General features: G+C 66.0%; 12 protein-coding genes. 6 read left to right on the top strand and 6 right to left on the bottom strand.

What is annotated here, in order from left to right; translation table 11 throughout:
* Nucleotides 1–93 precede the first annotated feature (93 nt).
* The 5 genes from AC1MDG_RS06580 to AC1MDG_RS06560 all read right to left on the bottom strand — a co-directional run bounded on the left by AC1MDG_RS06580 (nt 94) and on the right by AC1MDG_RS06560 (nt 10287).
* Entirely contained in the window at nt 94–6249 is a 6156-nt protein-coding gene (locus tag AC1MDG_RS06580) for an Ig-like domain-containing protein (protein ID WP_479808252.1), read from the bottom strand.
* A 122-nt stretch (nt 6250–6371) separates the two neighbouring features.
* Nucleotides 6372–7706, bottom strand: a complete 1335-nt coding sequence (locus AC1MDG_RS06575; protein ID WP_479808250.1) for an adenylate/guanylate cyclase domain-containing protein — start codon at nt 7704–7706, stop codon at nt 6372–6374.
* Entirely contained in the window at nt 7696–8322 is a 627-nt protein-coding gene (locus AC1MDG_RS06570) for a PH domain-containing protein (protein ID WP_479808248.1), read from the bottom strand. The genes AC1MDG_RS06575 and AC1MDG_RS06570 overlap by 11 nt, the downstream gene beginning before the upstream one ends.
* Nucleotides 8315–9346 carry a biotin--[acetyl-CoA-carboxylase] ligase gene (locus AC1MDG_RS06565; protein ID WP_479808246.1) on the bottom strand — a complete coding sequence of 344 codons (1032 nt, stop codon included), beginning with the start codon at nt 9344–9346 and terminating at the stop codon, nt 8315–8317. Before AC1MDG_RS06565 ends, AC1MDG_RS06570 begins: the two co-directional genes overlap by 8 nt.
* Nucleotides 9347–9396: 50 nt before the next feature.
* Nucleotides 9397–10287 carry an SDR family oxidoreductase gene (locus AC1MDG_RS06560; protein ID WP_479808244.1) on the bottom strand — a complete coding sequence of 297 codons (891 nt, stop codon included), beginning with the start codon at nt 10285–10287 and terminating at the stop codon, nt 9397–9399.
* A 206-nt stretch (nt 10288–10493) separates the two neighbouring features.
* Here AC1MDG_RS06560 and AC1MDG_RS06555 point away from each other — a divergent pair, with 206 nt between their 5' ends.
* The 4 genes from AC1MDG_RS06555 (at nt 10494) to AC1MDG_RS06540 (ending at nt 15798) form a co-directional block, all read left to right on the top strand.
* Nucleotides 10494–12077: an acyl-CoA carboxylase subunit beta gene (locus AC1MDG_RS06555; protein ID WP_479808242.1), complete on the top strand. Its 1584-nt coding sequence runs from the start codon at nt 10494–10496 to the stop codon at nt 12075–12077.
* Nucleotides 12078–12208: 131 nt separating this feature from the next.
* The gene (locus AC1MDG_RS06550; RefSeq protein WP_479809034.1) at nt 12209–12400 is read left to right on the top strand and encodes an acyl-CoA carboxylase subunit epsilon; all 192 of its coding nucleotides are present in this window, start codon (nt 12209–12211) and stop codon (nt 12398–12400) included.
* A 99-nt stretch (nt 12401–12499) separates the two neighbouring features.
* Nucleotides 12500–14185 (top strand): DUF885 domain-containing protein, encoded by a 1686-nt coding sequence (locus tag AC1MDG_RS06545; RefSeq protein WP_479808240.1) that lies wholly within the window; start codon nt 12500–12502, stop codon nt 14183–14185.
* A gap of 167 nt (nt 14186–14352) precedes the next feature.
* Nucleotides 14353–15798 carry a dicarboxylate/amino acid:cation symporter gene (locus tag AC1MDG_RS06540; RefSeq protein ID WP_479808238.1) on the top strand — a complete coding sequence of 482 codons (1446 nt, stop codon included), beginning with the start codon at nt 14353–14355 and terminating at the stop codon, nt 15796–15798.
* A gap of 90 nt (nt 15799–15888) precedes the next feature.
* Here AC1MDG_RS06540 and AC1MDG_RS06535 read toward each other — a convergent pair whose 3' ends face one another.
* Nucleotides 15889–16440, bottom strand: coding sequence for a hypothetical protein (locus tag AC1MDG_RS06535; protein ID WP_479808236.1), 552 nt, complete (start codon nt 16438–16440; stop codon nt 15889–15891).
* 179 nt (nt 16441–16619) lie between these two features.
* Between AC1MDG_RS06535 and AC1MDG_RS06530 the strand changes: the two genes are divergently transcribed.
* Nucleotides 16620–17354, top strand: coding sequence for a TetR/AcrR family transcriptional regulator (locus tag AC1MDG_RS06530; RefSeq protein WP_479808234.1), 735 nt, complete (start codon nt 16620–16622; stop codon nt 17352–17354).
* Nucleotide 17355: 1 nt separating this feature from the next.
* Entirely contained in the window at nt 17356–19899 is a 2544-nt protein-coding gene (locus AC1MDG_RS06525; protein ID WP_479808232.1) for an MMPL family transporter, read from the top strand.
* Nucleotides 19900–19978 lie beyond the last annotated feature (79 nt).

The following is a 19978-nucleotide window of genomic DNA, read 5'->3' as shown; positions in this document are numbered from 1 at the left end:
CCGGGCTCTCTGTTTCCCGCGACAGCCTACCCAACCATCCGCGGGACTGCGATGGGGAGCACTCCCCAGCCGCCTGACCTGCGGTTACGCCCGTCATGAACATTGCGGAATCCCGTGACTCTCGGGTTCGCCCAGGGTGGTATTGCCGACCTGGATGGTGCGGCCCACGAAACGGCCGTCAGGATGCGTATTGATGCGGTACCACTTATAGGTCCCGCGGGCGTCAGGCACAGTGCGCCACATAAAGCAGTTGACCGTGAAGGACGGGCCGGAGCCGTAGATCCAGGGATAGCCACGGATGACTCCGTCGCACGTATGTTCCGCGTTCGTCGGCGACCGCCACGAGGTTTGCCCGGAGGCAGGCGCGTCAGTGCACGTGCGGTAACCGTTGACCGCCGTATCCCAATTTGTCTTGGCCGGGCCGGACTGGGCCGTGGCTTGGGCAACGGGCCCGCCGGTGCCCACGGAGTTGACGGTTTGCACCTGGATCGAGTGCCGTTCGTCAAAGCCGCCGGTGTTCACCGTCCGTGTTCCGGACGCCGCGACAGTTTCCCAGCCCCGGCCGTCGATATTGATCCGTGTGTAAGCGACGTCGTTCGTCGCCGTCGACGGTGAGGACCAGCTGAAGCTAAGGGACTTCTGGTTCTGGCCGCCGTTCTGGCCCGACACCGACGGCGTGCCCGGGGCGCCGTACGGCGTGGCCTTGGCTGCGGCGCTGGCGTCCGAGCTTGGTGCCACGGTGGAGTTGGCCACCACGGTGATAGATGTGGCGTCACCATTCGTGAAGCCTCCCACGGTTTGCCCGGGCTTGATGGGTCCGCCCTGGCCGGTGCTGGCGTTGTAGCTGTAGCTGACTTCACCGTAGGCAGAGCCGTTGCGTTCGGCAGCGGTCAGCTCCTTGAAGTTGATGGTCACCTTCCGCCCTGCTCCCCCGGTGTCTGCCGGGGTAGCGCTGACCCCCGAGACCTGGCCGAGTTTGCCGGTGGCGCGCCGCGGCGCGGATGGCGGACTGACGGCACCCTTTCCGGCTTTGTTTTCGGCCTGCACGGTGAAGGTGTACTCAGCTTCGGAGTTGTTTGCCGTGAAGTTTGCAGTGCGCACTGTGCCCGCGACTGTCTGGGTCTGCGGCGCTCCGCCGCCTCCGCTCATCGTGACGAAGTAGTTCCTGATCGGATCACCGTTGGTGTCGGGTTCCGACCAGTTAACTCGCAGCTGGTTCGTGGTTCCGACGGCTGAGGCCACGGCAGACGTCGGCGCGGCCGGAGCCGCGGGCACCCCGGCAGGATTGTCTTCGGACGAGTAGATGCCCCAGTCGGAGGGGCCAAGCTCGTTGACGGCCTGGGCACGGACCTTGTAGCGCACGCCGTTGGTCAGTCCCGGCCAGGTGTAGTTGAGGCCGGTGACCCCGTTTTTCACGGCAACCCCGTTGGCCGGCGGCGGCGAAATCTCCAGGTTGTAGCCCTTGACGGCTGAGCCCTCGGTCTTCGCCGCAGGCCAGGCAATGACCATATTCTTGTCGCCGGCTTTGACGGTGGGTGCCTCCGGAGGCGAGGGCTTCTCATCCGGCCTGATCTCGTTGGACGCCACCGATGCCGCCGAGACCCCCACTTCGTTGGTGGCCGTGACGGTGAAAACGTACTTGACGTCGTTGGTCAGGCCACTGAGTGTGCAGGTGGTGGTGGCACAGTCCTGGCTGAAGCCGCTGGACGTAACGGTGTATTTGCTGATGGCCGCGCCGTTGTCCGACGGCGGCGCCCACTTGAGTACGGCGGTGCGGCTGCGCACGTCCGTCGCGGACGGGGCCGAGGGGGCATCCGGTTTGTCCCGGACGGTGATGCGCACACGGCCGCTCGCCTGCCGGGAGGGGTCCCCGGTCTTGTCCAGCACGGTGTAGCGAATCACCATGACTCCCTTGGAGCCCTCGGCGGGAGTGACTGTGATCGAGTCCCCGTTCACGGCAGGTGCACCGGCGGCAGAACCGGTTTCGACCGTGGCAGAGATGATCTTCAGCGGGGTTTCACCGAAAGGATTGAAATCGTTGGCGAGGACGTTGATGGTCTCGGTCCGGCCGGCGTTGGCCTTGTCGATGACGTCCTCGTTGGCGGCGGGGAGCGGCCTGTTGGAGGCGACGACGGTAGCGGTCACTGCAGCTTTCACCGCGCCGGAGCGGCCGTCGGTCACCTTGAGCGGGATGATCCCCTTGCGGCCTGCGGCGATGCCGGAATCAGCGCTGACCTTGAGCGTCTGCCCCTCAATGGTTGCCTTGAAACCTTCCGGCAGGGTGCCGTCCAGTTCGAAGGCGAGTTTCTCCTGGTCCCCCTCGTCAACGTCCTTGGCCAGGTTGCCCAGTTCCAGGCTGGCAGTTTCGGCCAGCGGCACCTCGAGGTCGGTTCCGCTGAACGTGGGCTCGTGGTTGGCATTGGGGTCCGGGATTACCCGGGTGATGACGGTCAGCGTGGACTTCAGCCCCTGCGGATCGTCCGGGCCGGTGCCGTCCGTCACTTCAAAGGTGACAGAGCCGGGCCCCATGTAGTCACTAAGCGCCGCGTAGCGCACCGCGTTTCCGTTGCCGGTGATGATGTTCCCGGGGTCCGCTCCCTGGACGCGTACTTTGTCCGCCTGGGTGATCCGGGCGGTGCGCCCGTCCCGTACGCGGACGTACTCGCCCAGGTCGATGGTCGCTTCTTTGCCGGCCATCACTTCCAGGACGTCGGTGCGGGCCAGGGTGGGGTACTGCTCCCCCTGCCCTGGAACCCAGATGACCGCCGTCGCGCTTTGGCCGTCGACGTCGGTGACGGTGTACGGAACCAGCTGGTCATTCGGGGCGAGTGACACGACGACATTGCCGTCACCTCCGACGCGCGCGTTCGGGTTGCCGTCCGGCAGGGCGACCTTGAGTTCGGCGGCGACGCCGTCGGGGTCCGAGTCGTTCTTGAGGACCGGGACGTCGACGGCGGATTTGCCCAGCGTCTCGGCCGGAGTGACCACATCGTCCTGCGCGACCGGGGACTTGAGGGCGGCATCGGGACTGACCCGTACCCGGATCACGGCGCTCCCTTGGGCCTTCTTGTCGTCCTGGATCTTGTAGCTGACGCTCTCGTTGCCGGCGGCGCCGGGTGCCGTGAGCAGCACTTTGCCCCCGTCGGCGCTCTCGACCCGGAGTTCGGGTCGCGCCTCGAAGCCGTTGGCCACCAGGCCGATGGGGTCCCCGTCAGGGTCCGAGTCGTTGCTGAGCGCGTCGACGGCGATCTGGCGCCCGGGGCGGACATCCACGGCGTCGTCCACCGCAATGGGCTTCTGGTTGTTGGCCTCCGGCGGGGCAATTCCGACAATTACGGTGCCTGTGTTTTCGGCGCCGATCCGGTCCCGGACACGGTAGGTGAAGGTGTCGGTGCCGGCGGCCGTTGCGGTAGCAGTGAACTCCAGGTATCCGTCCTTCACGACGGCCGTTCCCATTGCCGGAGCCTTGTCCACGCCGATCAGCTGCACGGAGTCGCCGTCGGAATCGATCCCGTCCAAGGGCACCGGAATCCGCACCACCATACCGGCCACCACGCGCGCGGTCAGGTTCTTCGGCTCGGGCCGGGTGTTCCGTTCGTCGTCGCGGGCACGGATGCGGATGGTGACCTGCTGGGAGTCCGACTGCCCGGATTCATTGGTGACCTTGTAGATCGCATAGACCGTCTTGGGAACGTCCCCGGCGAGGAAGCGCAGGGTGCCGCCGGCGCGGAACATGCGGCCGTCGGCGTCGTCGGGCTTCTGCGCCAGTTCGGGTTCAAGGGTGAGCTTGCCGCCGTTGGGGTCGGTGCCGTTCTCCAGCACCGGGATGGTGACGACGTCGCCCGCCCGGACCGATACCTCGTCAGGCTTGGCCTGCGGGGCCTGGAGCTTGGCCGGTGCCGGCACCACCAGCACGGCGATGTCTCCGCTGGCGGAGGCCTTGCCGTTCGAAATCGTGTACTTGACGTTGAGCTGCCCCTCTGCCCGGATGTCGGTGATCCTGATGGGCGAGTGGTTCAGCACCGATGCGCTGACCGGCTGGCCCTCGGCCGCTGTGACGGATTGGACCACCAGCACGCCGCCCGAGGGGTCCGAATCGTTGCCGAGGACGTCCACCAGCACACTGCCGCCGCTGGGCAGCAGGGCGGTGTCGCGGACGGCGACGGGGGCGCCGTCGCCGTTGCCGGGAACGACGTCCACGCGTACCAGCTGCTGTGCGCTGGCCGGGCCGTTGGTCACGAGATAGGTCACATAGTGGGCGCCCTCGGCAGTGGAGTTGAAGGTAAAGGTCTGCTGGTCCGCTCCCATGGTGGCAGTGGAGTTTCCGTCGGGAGTGACCTGGGCGAGCCGGAGCGCGCCGCCCTGCGGATCCGAATCGTTCTTCAACGGGGCGATAACCGTGTCCACGCCCGCGACGGCGACGATGTGGTCTGCGTTGGCGATCGGCGGAAGCGCTCCCGGGGCCCGCACATCCACGGTGACCTTGTCTTCGGCAGTGGACTGGCCGTCCGAGACCGTAACGGTGACTACTTTGCGGCCGGGCTCGGAGCCGCCGTCCTGGAAGCTGAGCAGTCCGTCCGGCCGGGCTTTGACCTGGTCCCGGGGATCGCTGCTGGAGGCGCTGACGACGTACAGGTCATCGCCGTCAGGGTCGATCCAGTCGGTCAGGATGTTCTGGCTGACGAGCTTGCCGGCCTGCACCACCAGGGAGGTGTTCCGGTTCGGCTTCCGGCGGGGGGCCGAGTTCTCCCCCGGCGGGATGATGTTGAGGGTGACATCGGAGGAGGCGCTGAGGCCGCGGCCGTCGTCCACGGAGTATTTGAATGTCTCGGAGCCGGTCTTGTCCGCCGGCACGCTGACCTGGAAACCGGTGGAACCGTAGATCGGGGCAAGGAGCCCGGAGCTGATCGCATCCGGGGCGCGGACCGTGAGGATGTCTCCGTCGGGGTCGGTGTCGTTGTCCAGGACGGGGAGGATGGCGGTCTTGCCCGCGCGGACTCCGAAGGTGTCCGGTTTGGCAACCGGCGCGCTGTTGGGCTTGGTCCGGTCCGGCAGCACGGTCTGCTGCACCTCGTCCGCGGAGTCCTTGTCCGCGTCATCCGAGGTCTGCTGCGGCGGGATGACGTCGTCCCAGTTGTTGACCAGCTGCATGTTCTGGTTCACCAGCCACACATTGCCCGAGTTCACATCGTTCAACACCACCAGGTCCCGGTTCACCCGGAACACATACGACGGCGACGCACTCGCCTTGGGCACCTCAACGTTCTTATCATCAGCATCATTCACACAGTCACGGACATACTTGTTCGCCCCCGACCACGCCGCATGAACACACCCGCCCAGCTGCACCGGCGCCGCCGGAACACCCTCACCATCAAAGGACACCGCCTTCGCCGCCGAACCATCCAACGGCTGCTTCAACAACGCCTTCCGCGTCGCCACCGCCACCACATCCGCCCCCGGACCGGACTGCTGCAACTTCGCATCCCGCGCATTCTCCAACGCCAGCTCACGCCCGCCCGGCAGGAACAACTTCCCCCGCCCCGCATCCAGGACCACCGGTTTGTCCCCCACCACAGCCAGCTGCAGATCACCCGCACCCTTCAACCCGTCCCACGTGCCCGACTCGGTGGAGGCCGTTGCGCCATTGGCGTCAACCGCTGTGATAGTGACAGCGCCGGTCTTGGGATCCGCACTGTAAATCCGGTTATCCGCACCGACCGCGGACACCAGGCCCTCCGAACCCACCAAGGCGGGTTCGGTGGCCTCCTCATCGAAACCGTTCACCGTCGCCGGCGACAGAGCCCACACCTTGCCCTTGGCCGGATCCGTCACCGAAATGACCAACGAACCAAAACTGACATCAGCCGAACCCGGCAACTGCTTATCCCCGCCCAGCTGCATATTCGCCGGCGACACCTGATTCAACGTCGAACCGGTCTCATCGTCAACGAAGACATCGCCGGAGTTCTGCAGGATATCGAAAGTCGTACTCGCCGGCGTCACCGCACCATCCAAAACCCGCGACGGATAATTCAGCCGGCCCACAGCATTCTTGGCCTTGGAAACCACCCACACGCCGCCGTCGTTCAACTCCACCTCAGTGGTCTTAAACCCCGGATAAATAATCGCACCAGCCACCAACGCAGCACCGGCCACCGCAAAAACCGTGCCTCGGAAAATCCGCGCAGGCCGACGGTTCTGCGTCGGTTCCGATTTGGGCGGCACGGATCGAAGTAGCCGTTTCATTGCCAGTTTTTCCCCCACAAAAAATGCATTCCGGGCACGCTGCGACCCACCAGAGACGTAGCCGGGTCAGTCCGACTATGTCATAAGACCATCAAATGTAGAAACCTGCCCGGTGCAAGGACTTAGTCCAGCACGAGCCCGCGGCCGCTGCCGCGCTGCAGCAGTACGGGATGGATTTCGCCGAAGCCGCGGACCTCTTCGGCCTTCTGCGGCACAAGCACAAACCGCTCGTCGTGTTCCAGGGCGGCGGCAGTCATCGAGTCGACCAGCACCGTGCCGGGGTCGGCCAGTGCCGTGAGCCGGGCTGCGAGGTTGACAGTGGGCCCGTAGATATCGCCCAGGCGCGAAAGGATCCGGCCCCACACCATGGCAACCCTGGCCTCGGGCAGGATCTCGTCCTCGGTGAAAGCCTGTGACAGTGCGAGGGAAATTTCGGCGCCGGCTGCCGGTGTTTCGGCAATATAGAGGACTTCATCGCCCACCGTTTTCACCAGCCGGCCGCCGCCTACCGAAATGATCTCCGCGCACTTGTTTTCAAAACGCTGCACCAGCTGGGCGAGCGTCTTCTCGTTCATGCGCCTGGAAAGGCTGGTGTACGAGACCAGGTCCGCAAAGCCCACTGCCCGTGCAAGGGGCAACGGCGCGTCATCCTCATCGCCTTCACGGCCCTCTTCACTTGCCTGCAGTCCGGCTTCGGCCCGCACGGCAAGGCGCTGGACACCCGCATTGAGCTGCCGGCGCCAGGAATACACCAGCATTTCCTCGAGGGCATCCACGAGGGACGGCAGCTGGTTGACCAGCCGCTTGCGGGCAACGGCGTCCGACACGCCCTGCCGGTGGACCATGTCCTCAACAAGGGCTTCGATTTGCCACACCACCATGCGGTCAGTCATTTGCCCGATGGCCCGGGTCACCGAAATGGCCGCCTCTTCGGTAAGTTTTCCTGCGCGGACCAGGTCCACCACGGTGGAGAGCGCCGCCTGGTCGCGTTCAGTGAAGGCCACGTCCTCGTCGCCGAGGTTGGGAAAGCCTAGGGCGCGCCACAGTTTACGGGCGGAGAGCAGGGACAGCCCCGCTCCGGCAGCCACCTCACGGCGGCGCAGCTTGCGCTCACCGCCAAGGAGCCTGGCCTCAAGCGCCTTGGCTGCGAGCCGTTCGGCGGAGAGTGTTCCCGTGGGGGGTGCCTCAGACGGGGATGATCCCGCCGGCCTGCCCGCCGGGGCCGGATCATAGGGGTCGGGATCGTGGGGTATCGGGCGGTGGGGTGCAAGCGGCGTTCCGGCGGGGTCCCCGGCCGCGGACGTGTCGAGCACGGGTGCCTCCACTGAAACGGTGTCCAGCGCGGCCGTTTCCAACACGGCGGCTTCGAGTGTGGCGGTTTCCACTACGGCGTCCGGCGGCGAGGGCAGCTCGGAGCGCTCGGCCTCGTCCACGGGTCCGGCATTCTCAACGCTCATCTGTTCCACCTTCTCTCGTATCCCACTGCCCGCCCATATCCCACGGCCGGTAGTACTGTGCGTCCCCGGCTAATTGCTCCGCCCGGTCTGCCTCGAAGACCATGCCGGGCGGCAGCTCATCGATGGCATCGAGGACGAAGTTCCGGAACTTCATGGCCTCCGGCACATCCGGGATCACGGCGTCCGCGCCATGTCCGGTATCCAACGATATATTCCCGGATCGCAATATGCGTTGCCACAGCGTCTGGCTGACACCGATGTGGTGGACGGATGCGAGCGGAACCTGCATGTCCCGCCTGCGCAACATGCCGTAACGGGCAACTATCCGCCGGCTGGTCAGCACGTACTGCGTAGCGTGCCACCTGAGCACACTAGGCAGGCAATACCCCAACAGTATCCACGCAACCGCCCCGACGCACACTGCGACAAGCCAGATCGTCCAATCCCCGGTGATCAGCGGAACCAGCCGGGCCGGGCCGCCTTTCACGATCCAGGCACTCGCGAAAGCACCCAGGGCAGGAACAACAATGAACAACAGCCCCGGAAAGAAGAGCTTCCGGGGCTGGGGCCGGGTGACAGTGATGACCTGTTCACCCGGCAGGAGGTCTTTACGCATATCCGCTTTCCGCGGCGCCCGTGCCGGTTTCTGCTCCGTTGCCTGTGCCAGGCGGCGTCCACGGCCGGAGGTGGACCACGTCCCCCGCCGTCACGACGTGTTCATGCTTGGCTGCATCGACCACCAGGAGGGAGCCGTATTCGTCCAGGCGGGAGGCATGGCCGATGATCTCGTGGTCACCGGGCAGCTGTGCCCGCACCTGCTTGCCGAGGGTGGACATGACCGATTCAACCCGCTTGTGCAGCGACGGTCCGCCGGCCATCCCGGCGGCGGGATCGCCGTCAGCATTGCAGAAGTTCCGGTAGAGCGCGGCGAAGCGCGAAAGATAACTCTTCAGGAGTGCGGTCCGGTCAACCGTCCGGGCGTTCTCCAGCAGCACGGACGTGGCCGTGGGGACGGGCAGTTCGCCGGCAGTCAGGGTCACATTGAGGCCCGTGCCCAGGATCACGGGCGGAACAGTGCCGTCCCCCATGGGTCCAAGCTGCGCCAGGATGCCGGCGATCTTCCGGCCGCGCACCATGACGTCGTTGGGCCATTTGATTTCTGCCGGGATGCCAGCGGTCTCCAAGAGTGCCTCACGCAGGGCAAGCGCGGCGAGCAGCGAAAACCAGGAGTAACTGTGCGTGGGCAGCGGCCGCCCTTCCGCGTTGACCGGGCGGAGAACGACCGACACGGAAACCGAGCTCAGCGGCGGGGCCTCCCAGTGGCGGTCAAGCCGGCCGCGGGCCGCGGTCTGGTGCTCGGCCGTCAGCACGGAAAGGTCCGGCCAGGCGCGGGGATCCACGGTCACCCCCTGTAGGAGGTCCGCGTTGGTGGAGCCTGTCGAGTCCACCACCGTGAGCTGCGCGAGGCCGTTGGCAGCAAGGAATTCATCGCTGCCCAGCTCAGCCCGGTTGAGCCCGGCCCGCGGAACGGAGTCCGGCCCGGCAGCGGTCGGCGCATCATCACCCTGCTGCTCCGGCCCGGGCTCGGGAGACTGCAGGTTGTTCGGGTCCTGGCCGTCGGCAGGCTGTGGGGCGTCCATAGTTGAATCCTACCGAGTTGGTGCGGCTCCGGCGGCGGCCCGAAGGGTTCTCAGAGGAAAATGTCAGGGACCAGCCGGTCCTCCGGCGCGCCCAGGCTGTAGGCGGAAAAGTCAGCCACCCCGGCCGCGGAGAGCACCTGTTCATCCGTATAGAAGTTGCCGCTCGGCGAACCGCCGCCTCCCTGCAGGTTGCTGCCTGTCAGCACGGCATGCGCCGCATCCGCCATGATCTCCGGTCCGCGGGCGGCCTTCACCATGTTCTCGCCGCCGGGCATGTTGCGGATGGCTGCCGTGTCGATCAGGGTGCAGGGCCAGAGCGAATTGACGTTGATGCCCTCTGCCTTGAGTTCTTCGGCCAGGCCGAGGGTGGTGAGGCTCATGCCGTATTTGGCCATGGTGTAGGCAAGGTGCATCCCGGCCCACTTGGGGTCCAGGTTCAGTGGCGGGGAAAGGGTAAGGATGTTGGCGGAGGATGAACGGCGCAGGGCAGGAAGCGCAAGCTTGGAAAGCAGGAACGTGCCCCTCACATTGATGTCCTGCATCAGGTCGTAGCGCTTCATGTCCAGGGCGTCGGTCTTGGACAGATCGATCGCGGAGGCGTTGTTGATCACGGCGTCGATCCCGCCAAACCGTTCGACGGCGGCGGCAACCGCCCCGGCGACGTCGTCGTCGTGGCGGACGTCCCCGACGATCGGTAGCGCCTGGCCGCCCGCCGCCTCCAGCTGTTCCGCAGCGCTGAAGACCGTCCCCTCCAGTTTCGCGTGCGGCTGGCCGGTCTTTGCCATCAGCACTATGTTGGCGCCGTCGCGTGCGGCGCGGAGGGCTATGGCCAGGCCGATGCCGCGGCTGCCGCCCGACATCAAAATGGTGCGGCCCTGAAGGGAACCGGCGGCCTGGTACGGCCCTGCGGCGGTGCCCGAAGCATCGTTGCTTGAAGTCATAAGGACACTCTAACCGAAGTATGTTACCGGTGAGTAACATACTGGTCGCTGTCTCTCAACGGCAGAAAATTGTAGGTTTTCTACAGCGGTCCGCGCCAATAGCGTCACTAGACTAGCCAACAGGGTCCTGTTTTTGTGCGGAAGCTACTTAAGCGCCGTTGCGACACAGTGCCAGCGACCATCAGCTACAGAGCCGGAGACACTTGATGAGCCACGATCTGACAACGACAGCGGGAAAGATTGCCGACTTCCGCGACCGCCAGGCGCGTGCCGAGCAGCCATCCGGCCCCGAGGCCATCGAAAAACAGCACGCCCGCGGCAAGAACACTGCGCGCGAACGCATCGACATGCTCCTGGACGAGGGATCCTTCGTCGAGTTCGACGCACTGGCCGTCCACCGCTCCACGGCCTTCGGCATGGAAAAGAAGAAGCCCCTCGGCGACGGCCTGGTGTCCGGATACGGCACCGTGGACGGCCGCCCCGTGGCGGTGTACAGCCAGGACTTCTCCGTGTACGGCGGCTCACTGAGCCAGGTCAACGGCGAGAAGATCGTCAAGGTGCAGGAATTCGCGCTGCGCAACGGATGCCCGGTGGTTGGCATCCTCGACGGCGGCGGCGCCCGCATCCAGGAAGGCGTCGCATCCCTGGCCATGTTCGCGGACATCTTCCGCAACAACGTCCACGCCTCCGGCGTCGTCCCGCAAATCTCCCTCATCATGGGCCCCTCCGCCGGCGGTGCCGCCTACTCCCCCGCCCTGACCGACTACGTGGTCATGGTGGATAAGACCTCGCATATGTTCATCACCGGACCGGACGTCATCAAGACCGTCACCGGCGAGGACGTCGACATGGAAACCCTGGGTGGCGCTCGGCAGCACAATGCCACCACCGGAACCTCCACGTACCTGGCGTCGGACGAGGCAGATGCCATCGAATTCGTCCGCGAACTCCTGGACTTCCTTCCCTCCAACAACCTGGCCGAGGCCCCGGTGCTGGACCACCAGCAGGAAGTGGGAGTCGACGACGACGACCTCGCCCTGGACACGCTCATTCCGGATTCCGCCAACCAGCCCTACGACATGCGCAAGGTCGTTGAGCAGATCGTGGACGACGGCCACTTCCTCGAGATGCAGGCCCTATACGCTCCCAACGTGATGATCGGCTACGGCCGGATCGAAGGGCACACGGTGGGCATCGTGGCCAACCAGCCCATGCAGTTCGCCGGCACCCTGGACATCTCGGCGTCTGAAAAGGCCGCACGCTTCGTCCGGCACTGCGACGCCTTTAACATCCCCATCATCACGCTGGTGGACGTGCCGGGCTTCCTGCCGGGCAAGGACCAGGAATTCCAGGGAATCATCCGCCGCGGCGCCAAGCTCCTGTATGCCTACGCCGAGGCCACCGTCCCCAAGCTCACGGTCATCACCCGCAAAGCATACGGCGGGGCGTACATCGTCATGGGCTCCAAGAAACTCGGCGCCGACCTTAACCTCGCCTGGCCCACCGCCCAGATCGGCGTCATGGGCGCGCAGGGTGCCGTCAACATCCTGTACCGCCGCGAGCTTGCCGCGGTCGCGGACGCCGGTGGCAACGTCGAGGCCAAACGCGCAGAGGTCATCCGGCAGTACGAGGAAGAGCTCCTCAACCCGTATCAGGCAGCCCAGCTGGGTTATGTGGATGCCGTCATTGCGCCCTCGGATACCCGGGTTCAGATCATCAAGGGCCTTCGGGCCCTGCGGGACAAGCGCGCCAGCCTTCCCGCCAAGAAGCACGGAAACATTCCGCTGTGACCCCGGACGTGGAGCCGGCCGCGAACGCGGCGGTCGAGTCGCAGGCGACGCCGGACGTGGAGCCGGCCGCGAACGCGGCGGTCGAGTCGCAGGCGACGCCGGACGGCAACGGAACCGACGCCGCGGAGCCGCTGTTCTCGGTGGTCAAGGGCGAACCGACGGACGTCGAACTCGCGGCGCTGACCGCCGTCGTACTCTCCCTTGGCCGCAGCGCCGGGCCCGAAAGCGCGGCCAAGCCCAGCGTCCGCCACTGGGTGCGGCGGCAACAACTGCGGCTGGCCCCCGCCCCGGGACCGGGAGCCTGGAAACGCAGCCGAGGCTGACGCCGGCGCCCTCCGGCCTGCCGGAGCACACCGGGAACTGACACACCGAAAAGTTCAGTAAGTCTTTCATAACTGGGATTGCCCCGTTAGTCTCGTGGGGTGACTACCGAACCCGCAGCCTCCGCGCGCCCCCAAACAGCCATCGACGCCGTCGCAGACGCCTACACTGACACCCTGATCAGGCTCAATCCGAGCTTCGCCACCGTGCTGGGCGTGCCGGGCCACGAGACCGAATTCCAGGACTTCTCGCCGGCCGGCATCGAAGGGTTCATGGCGGCGGCCCGGGAGGCGCTCAGCGCCCTTGACGGCCTGGAGCCGGCGGACGACGTGGACGCAGTGACGCTCGACGCCATGCGCGAACGGCTGGGACTTCAGGTGGAGATCCACGAGTCCGGCTGGGATGCCGCCGAACTGAACAACATCGAATCGCCGGCGCAAAACATCCGCTCCATTTTCGACCTGATGCCCACCGACACCACCGAACACTGGGAGCACATCGCCGGCCGCGCCCACAGCGTCCCCGGAGCGATCGACGGTTACATCGAGTCGCTGCGTTCCGCAAAGGAGCAGGGCAGGGTGTCCGCTTCGCGGCAAGTGGCGATCGTCATCGAGCAGGCCACCAAATACGCCGCCGGAGACGGCTTCTTCGCGAAGATGGCCGCCGGCGCAAAGACCATCGAAGGGCCGCTTTCCTCGGAACTGCAGGCAACGCTCGACGACGGCGCTGCCGCTGCCCGCGCAGCATATGTGAAACTCGCGGACTTCCTGTCCGCCGAGTTGCTGCCCGTGGCACCGGCCAAGGACGCGGTGGGCCGGGAGCGCTATGCACTGGCATCCAGGGCATTCCTCGGCGCGACGGTGGACCTCGACGAGACCTACGCCTGGGGCGTCCAGGAACTTGAACGGCTCATAGCGGAACAGGAACGCGTGGCCAACGAGATCCGGCCCGGCGCGTCAGTGGAGGAAGCCAAGGAGATCCTGAACAGCGATCCCGCCCGCCAACTCAAGGGCACCGATGCCCTCAAAGCCTGGATGCAGGACCTCTCCGACAAGGCTGTGGCGGATCTCGCCGGCGTTCACTTCGAGATCCCGGACATCATGAAGACCCTCGAATGCCTGATCGCCCCCACCGACGAAGGCGGCATCTACTACACCGGCCCTTCCGACGACTTCAGCCGGCCGGGCCGGATGTGGTGGTCCGTCCCTGCGGGCGAGGACACGTTCACCACATGGGCCGAGACCACTACGGTGTTCCATGAAGGCGTACCCGGGCACCACCTCCAGATCGCTACGGCCATCTATCGCCGGGAATTGCTCAACAAGTGGCGCCGCAACGTCTGCTGGACCTCGGGCCATGGCGAAGGCTGGGCACTCTACGCAGAGAAACTGATGCAGGAACTGGGGTACCTCAAGGACCCGGGCGACCACATGGGCATGCTGGACATGCAGCGCATGCGCGCGGCGCGCGTGGTGTTCGACATCGGCGTACACCTGGAGCTGGAGGTTCCGGAACGCTGGGGCAGCGGCACCTGGACGCCGGACAAGGGCTACGACTTCCTGAAGGAGAACCTGGCGATCAGCGAGGGACAGCTCAACTTCGAATTCGCCCGCTACCTGGGGTGGCCGGGCCAGGCACCGTCCTACAAAGTGGGCCAGCGCCTCTGGGAACAGATCCGGGCCGAACTTGAAGCCCGCCCCGGTTTCGACCTGAAGGCCTTCCACACCAAGGCCCTCAACATCGGCTCCGTAGGCCTCGACACCCTCAAGCGGGCACTGCTCCAGTAACCGTGTCCCGCGCGAGACGTTTGACACATGGGCGCCGGGAATAACTTCACAAAAGCGCCCAGGTACGCCATTTTCTAGGGATTTCCTGGCCGCGCGCAGAATTTATTCCCGTAACATTTCTCAACATCCGTTCGTCGTGGTAGGCGAACCCGTCCTAGCGTGTTCTGGTGACCACTCAAACCAGCACCCCCTCCCCCGCAGGAAACACCGGCTTCCGGCTGCCCAAGTGGGCCGGCTCGTTCGGCTTCCAGATCATCGCCGCCCTGATCGTGGGCCTGGGCCTCGGCCTCCTGGCCAAGTACACCGGCAGCACCAAGGCGAGCCCCAATGCCCTCGGCGCCACCTTGCAGACCATCGGTTCGAGCTACGTCTCGCTGCTGCAGACCGCCGTGGTCCCCCTCATCTTCACCGCGGTTGTCAGCTCGATCTCGAACCTGCGCCAGGTATCCAACGCCGCGAAGCTGGCGTGGAACACGCTCCTCTGGTTCGCCATCACATCCCTGATCGCAGTGCTCATCGGCATCGGCCTGGGCGTGCTGCTGCAGCCCGGCGCCAGCACCGGCATCACCCAGGAAGCCAAGTACGCCGGCAAATCCGGCGACTGGTGGGCGTTCCTGATCGGACTCTTCCCCAAGAACTTCCTGGGCCTGGGCGCCAGCTCCACCGTTGCCGAATCAGGCGCCGTGACCACCGCCGTCAGCTTCAACGTCCTGCAGATCCTGGTGATCGCGATCGCCGTCGGCGTGGCCGCCCTGAAGGTGGGCAAGGCTGCGGAGCCGTTCCTGACCCTTAACGCATCCGCCCTCGCCGTCATCCAGAAGGTGCTGTGGTGGATCATCCGGATCGCCCCGCTCGGCACCGTGGGCCTCATCGGCAACGCCGTGGCCGTCTACGGATGGGACACCATCGGGTCGCTCGGCAAGTTCACCTTTGCCATCTACGTCGGCCTGGCCCTCGTGCTGTTCGTGGTCTACCCCGTCCTGGTCCGCACCCACGGGCTGTCCGTCAAGCAGTATTTCTCCGGTGTCTGGCCCGCAGTGCAGCTTGCCTTCGTTTCCCGCTCTTCCGTGGGAACCCTGCCGTTGACCCAGCGCGTCACCGAACGCAGCCTGGGCGTCCCCCGGGCGTACGCTTCCTTCGCTGTTCCGCTGGGCGCCACCACCAAGATGGACGGCTGCGCCGCGATCTACCCGGCCATCTCGGCGATCTTCGTGGCCCAGTTCTTCGGCATCCAGCTCGACTTCAGCCAGTACCTGCTGATCGCCCTCGTCTCCGTGCTGGGCTCGGCGGCGACCGCAGGCACCACCGGCGCCGTCGTCATGCTGACCCTGACGCTCTCCACGCTGGGACTCCCGCTGGCCGGCGTCGGCCTCCTGCTGGCGATCGACCCGATCCTGGACATGGGCCGCACTGCGGTCAACGTGGCCGGTCAGGCCCTGGTCCCCACGATCGTGGCCAAGCGCCAGGGAATCCTGGACGAGGCACTGTACAACGCGCCGCGCAACGGCGACCCGTTCGCAGACGACTCCGTTGAAGGCTCCGCCGAGGCGGTTGCCGGCCCGACGGCGGCTGCTGCCGCGGACGGCCGCGAACTCGCCGATGCAAAGGCCTGATACCAGGCTCAGCTGACAACGCAGCAATCCCCGGGAATCACTCCCGGGGACTGCTGCGTTCAAGGCGCCCTTGGGGGTGCCGGCAGGGACCTACCGGCCACCGCCGCCGATCACGCCGTTCTTTACGGCCTTGGTGACCGCGTCGGCTTCCGCCTGGGTGAGCTTTCCATCCGCTACGGCTTTGTCCAGCCGGGTCTTCAGTGCGGCGGCCCGCTGGGACTGGGCCTCGGTGCGCAGCTCGTCCAGAGCGGCGGTGACCTTGGATTCCTCCATGCCAAGTGACTCCGCGAGGGATTTGGCGAGTGCCGCTTCCATGGCCTCCCTGTCCGGCTTCGTGCCCTGGGCAGGACGCGTGGCCGGCTTGTTCGCGTCACGGAACGCCTTCAGCGCCTCGGTGACCTTTGCCTCGTCAACTCCGAGTTTGGCAGCTAGCTCCGATGCCTGCGCGCCGCCCCCGTGTCCGTGCCGGCCGCCCATGTGCCCGCGCTCGTGGCCGTCGGCATTGGGAGTAGCCGACGCGCTGGGCGACGGAGAGGGCGCGGGTGTAGTGGCGGCCGACGCAATTCCGCTCACGCCGATCCCGGCCCCGACAACCAGGGCAGCGGCGCCCAGGCCGAGGCCCAACTTCTTTCTGCTTGTCATGGCACGTCTCCTAGATCCTCCGCAGCAACGTTGCTGCCCGTGGCGGTAGGTACAGTTCACCTACCTTCCAAGCGTGCGGCCTCGACCTATAGAAGAGCTGTCATATAGCTGTCAGGAAGCTGTGAATCCGACACCGCATAAACTTGCACAGAGTGTAAATATGCACGTAGTGTAATGCCGTGCCGACCACCCAGACCGTGCCCGCTCAGGCTTCCGGCGATAACGCTGTTCCGCCCGCTCCCTCGCGCCGGGAACTCAACAAGGCCGCCACGCGCCAGGCCATTACCAATGCCGCGCTGCACCTTCTGCGCAGCAAGGGGCCCGGTAACTTCACAGTCGAGGACATCGCCGAGGCCGCAGCCATCTCCCGGCGAACTTTCTTCAACTACTTCAGCAGCACCGAAGCGGCCCTGGCGGCAGTGACCCACGGCTTCCTGGACCACGCCCTGGCGCAGTTCCGGCTGCGCCCGGCCGACGAGCCCATCCTTGAGTCAGCCAGGGCGGCCCTGATCCAGCTCGCCGACCCCATGACCGTGGCCCCCATGGCCGAGCTCTACAGCCTGGCGCAGTCCAACCCACAGCTCAACCGCTCCGAACTTGAAGCCTGGGAGCACTGCACCGCGGAAATCATCGACGCTGCCCGGGAACGATTCGCCCGGACCCCCGGGGCGGAATTCGACGAACTCTACCTCCGTGCGCTGGCCGGTTCCCTCATCTCCTGCGGCAAGGCTGCAATGGACGTCTGGTTCGCCCGGTGCGGCGGGTCCCTCACCCCGGAGTCCCTTTCCATCCTCAGGCAACTCCTGATCGATGCCGTGGGCCTGCTGGGCTCCGGATTCGGCCGCCCCGAAACGCCCCAGGCCAGCACGACGGCCAACAACTCCACCGCCACCCCTTTCGCAGATCGGCTCTGACATGGCACTTTTGCTTTACCGCCTCGGCAAGTTCTCCTACCGGCACCGCTGGCTGGTCATCTCCGTGTGGCTCGCCGTCATGGTGGCCGTCGGTGGCGCGGCTGCAGCCTTCCATGGCACCCTGTCCAACAACTTCCAGATCCCGGGCACCGAGACGCAGCGGATGGCGGACAAGCTCAAGAGCGAGCTCCCCACGTCCTCCGGCGGTTCGGCGAGCGTGGTGTTCGAAGCCAACGACGCACAATTCAGCCAAGCCGGGAAGGACGCAGTCACCGCTGCACTGACCAAGCTCAAGACCCTGCCCGACGTCCAGGGCACGGTTGACCCCTTCGCCACCCAGGCGCAACTGGACAAGGCCGCCGCAGACCTCGCCGCCGGCAAGGAGCAGTCAGCTGCCGGCAAGGCGCGGCTGGAGCAAGCAGCTGCCGAATTCGCTGCCGGCAAGGCCCAGCTGGAAGCCGCCGAACAACAGATGACTGCCGCAGGGCTCCCTCCCGCGGCCATCGAGGCCCAGCTCGGGCAGCAGAAGGCCGCCCTCGCCGAAGGCCAGGCAAAGCTCGACGCCGGCACCAAGGAACTGGAAGCGGGCGAGGCACAGCTGGCCCTTGGCACCCGCCAGCTGGCGGCTTCGGAGGGGCTCCGCTTCGTCTCCGAGGACGGCAAGGCCGCGATCGCGCAGGTCCAGTTCAAAACGTCCATCAACGGCCTTGATCCCGAGGTCCGGCAGGAAGTGCAGAACATCGTCAGCGAGGTGTCTGCAGCCAACGTGACCGCCCTCCCCAGCAAGGAGATCAGCGAGGACATCTCCGAGCTCTTTGGCACCGCGGAAATCCTCGGCATCGCGGTGGCAGCCCTGGTCCTGATCATCATGCTCGGCACCCTGATCGCCGCCGGGCTGCCGCTGCTGATGGCCGTCGTCGGCGTCGCCGTCGGTGTGGGCGCCACCTTCGCCCTGAGCGGCGGCGTGGATATGAGCTCCATCTCCCCGATGCTGGCCCTGATGCTTGGTCTCGCCGTCGGAATCGATTACTCCCTGTTCATCGTCAACCGGCACCGCGGCCAGCTGCTCTCCGGAATGGACCCGGAGGAGTCCGTGGCGCTGGCCACGGGAACGTCCGGCAATGCCGTGCTGTTTGCGGGCCTGACCGTCATCATCGCCCTCGCGGCCTTGGTGGTCCCGGGCCTTCCATTCCTCGCCGTCATGGGTCTGTCCGCTGCCGCCACGGTGGCTGTCGCCGTCGTCGTTGCCCTGACCCTGACGCCGGCCGTGCTCTCCCTCGTGGGCCGGAAACTGATCTCCAAGCGGGCCTGGGCCAAAGCGGCCAAGCACAATGCCGCTCCCGGCCACGAAACCGAGGACCGCGCAAAGGACGAATACCGGAGCAGTCACGGCTGGGGCGGCATCGTCACCAAGCACCCGTGGCTGGCCCTTCTGGCCGGCGTGGTGCTGCTTGGTGTTGTGGCGCTGCCCGCCAGCCAGCTCCGGCTCGCCCTGCCGGACGCCAGTTCCGAGCCGGTCGCCTCACAAGCGTTCAAGGCCTACGACGTCACCAAGCGGAGCTTCGGCGAGGGCATGACCGGCCCGATCATCGTGGTGGGCGACTTCCCGGAGGGACTCAGCGAAGCCGAGGCGCAGGCAAAGCAGTTCGACGTCGCGGATATCCTGCGTGAGACCGAAAACGTTTCCGCCGCCGTGCCGCTGGCCCTGAGCGAGGACCGCCGCACCGCAGTGTTCCAAGTCATCCCGAACGAGGGCCCGGCCAGCGCGAGCACCGTGCAGGTGGTCTCCGAGCTCCGGGCCGAAAAGGGCCAGATCAAGGACTCCACCGGCGTGAGCATCGGCCTCACCGGACAGACGGCCGGCAACGTGGACGTGTCCACGAAACTCGGTGACGCGCTCCCGCCGTACCTGGCGATCGTGGTTGGCCTCTCGCTGATCCTGCTCCTGCTCGTCTTCCGCTCCATCTGGGTCCCGTTGCTGGCCACCGGCGGCTTCCTGCTCTCGCTCGCCGCGGCATTCGGTGCGGTCGTCGCCGTTTATCAGTGGGGCTGGCTGGGCGCGGTGTTCGGCGTCGAAAATCCGGGTGCTGTCCTGAGCTTCCTGCCCATCATCCTGATCGGCGTGCTGTTCGGACTGGCCATGGACTATCAGGTGTTTATTACCTCGGGCATGCGCGAATCGTTCATGCACGGGGAGTCGGCAAAGCACGCCGTCCGGAGCGGTTTCAGCCACGCCGCCGCCGTGGTGACCGCGGCCGCCATCATCATGGTCAGCGTGTTCGCCGGCTTTATCTTCTCGCATCTGAACATGGTCCGGCCGCTCGGCTTCGCCATGGCCTTCGGTGTGCTGATTGATGCCTTCGTGGTGCGCATGACGATCGTCCCGGCTGTGATGTACCTCCTCGGCGAAAAAGCCTGGCGGCTCCCCCGCTGGCTGGACCGCATCCTGCCGGACGTCGACGTTGAGGGCACGAAACTCCGCAAGGATGAAACCGCCGCCGTGGCCTCATCCGAGGCGGAGACTGAGGAAGTCGCCGCGCACTGACCATCCCTGGCCGCTGAATTAACGCGCCCTGGCCGCGGAATTAACGCGGCGTGACCTGGCGCCCTGCCCTCCGGGCGGG

The sequence above is a fragment of the Arthrobacter sp. AIWTK1 genome (assembly GCF_056680535.1).
The sequence above is the reverse complement of the archived record's forward strand: the minus strand, read 5'-3'. Positions and strand labels throughout refer to the sequence as shown.

Bases quoted from the DNA above. Each gene is read 5' to 3' on its own strand.
- AC1MDG_RS06580 (WP_479808252.1), bottom strand. From the start codon at position 6,249: ATGAAACGGCTACTTCGATCCGTGCCGCCCAAATCGGAACCGACGCAG.
- AC1MDG_RS06575 (WP_479808250.1), bottom strand. From the start codon at position 7,706: ATGAGCGTTGAGAATGCCGGACCCGTGGACGAGGCCGAGCGCTCCGAG.
- AC1MDG_RS06570 (WP_479808248.1), bottom strand. From the start codon at position 8,322: ATGCGTAAAGACCTCCTGCCGGGTGAACAGGTCATCACTGTCACCCGG.
- AC1MDG_RS06565 (WP_479808246.1), bottom strand. From the start codon at position 9,346: ATGGACGCCCCACAGCCTGCCGACGGCCAGGACCCGAACAACCTGCAG.
- AC1MDG_RS06560 (WP_479808244.1), bottom strand. From the start codon at position 10,287: ATGACTTCAAGCAACGATGCTTCGGGCACCGCCGCAGGGCCGTACCAG.
- AC1MDG_RS06555 (WP_479808242.1), top strand. From the start codon at position 10,494: ATGAGCCACGATCTGACAACGACAGCGGGAAAGATTGCCGACTTCCGC.
- AC1MDG_RS06535 (WP_479808236.1), bottom strand. From the start codon at position 16,440: ATGACAAGCAGAAAGAAGTTGGGCCTCGGCCTGGGCGCCGCTGCCCTG.
- AC1MDG_RS06525 (WP_479808232.1), top strand. From the start codon at position 17,356: ATGGCACTTTTGCTTTACCGCCTCGGCAAGTTCTCCTACCGGCACCGC.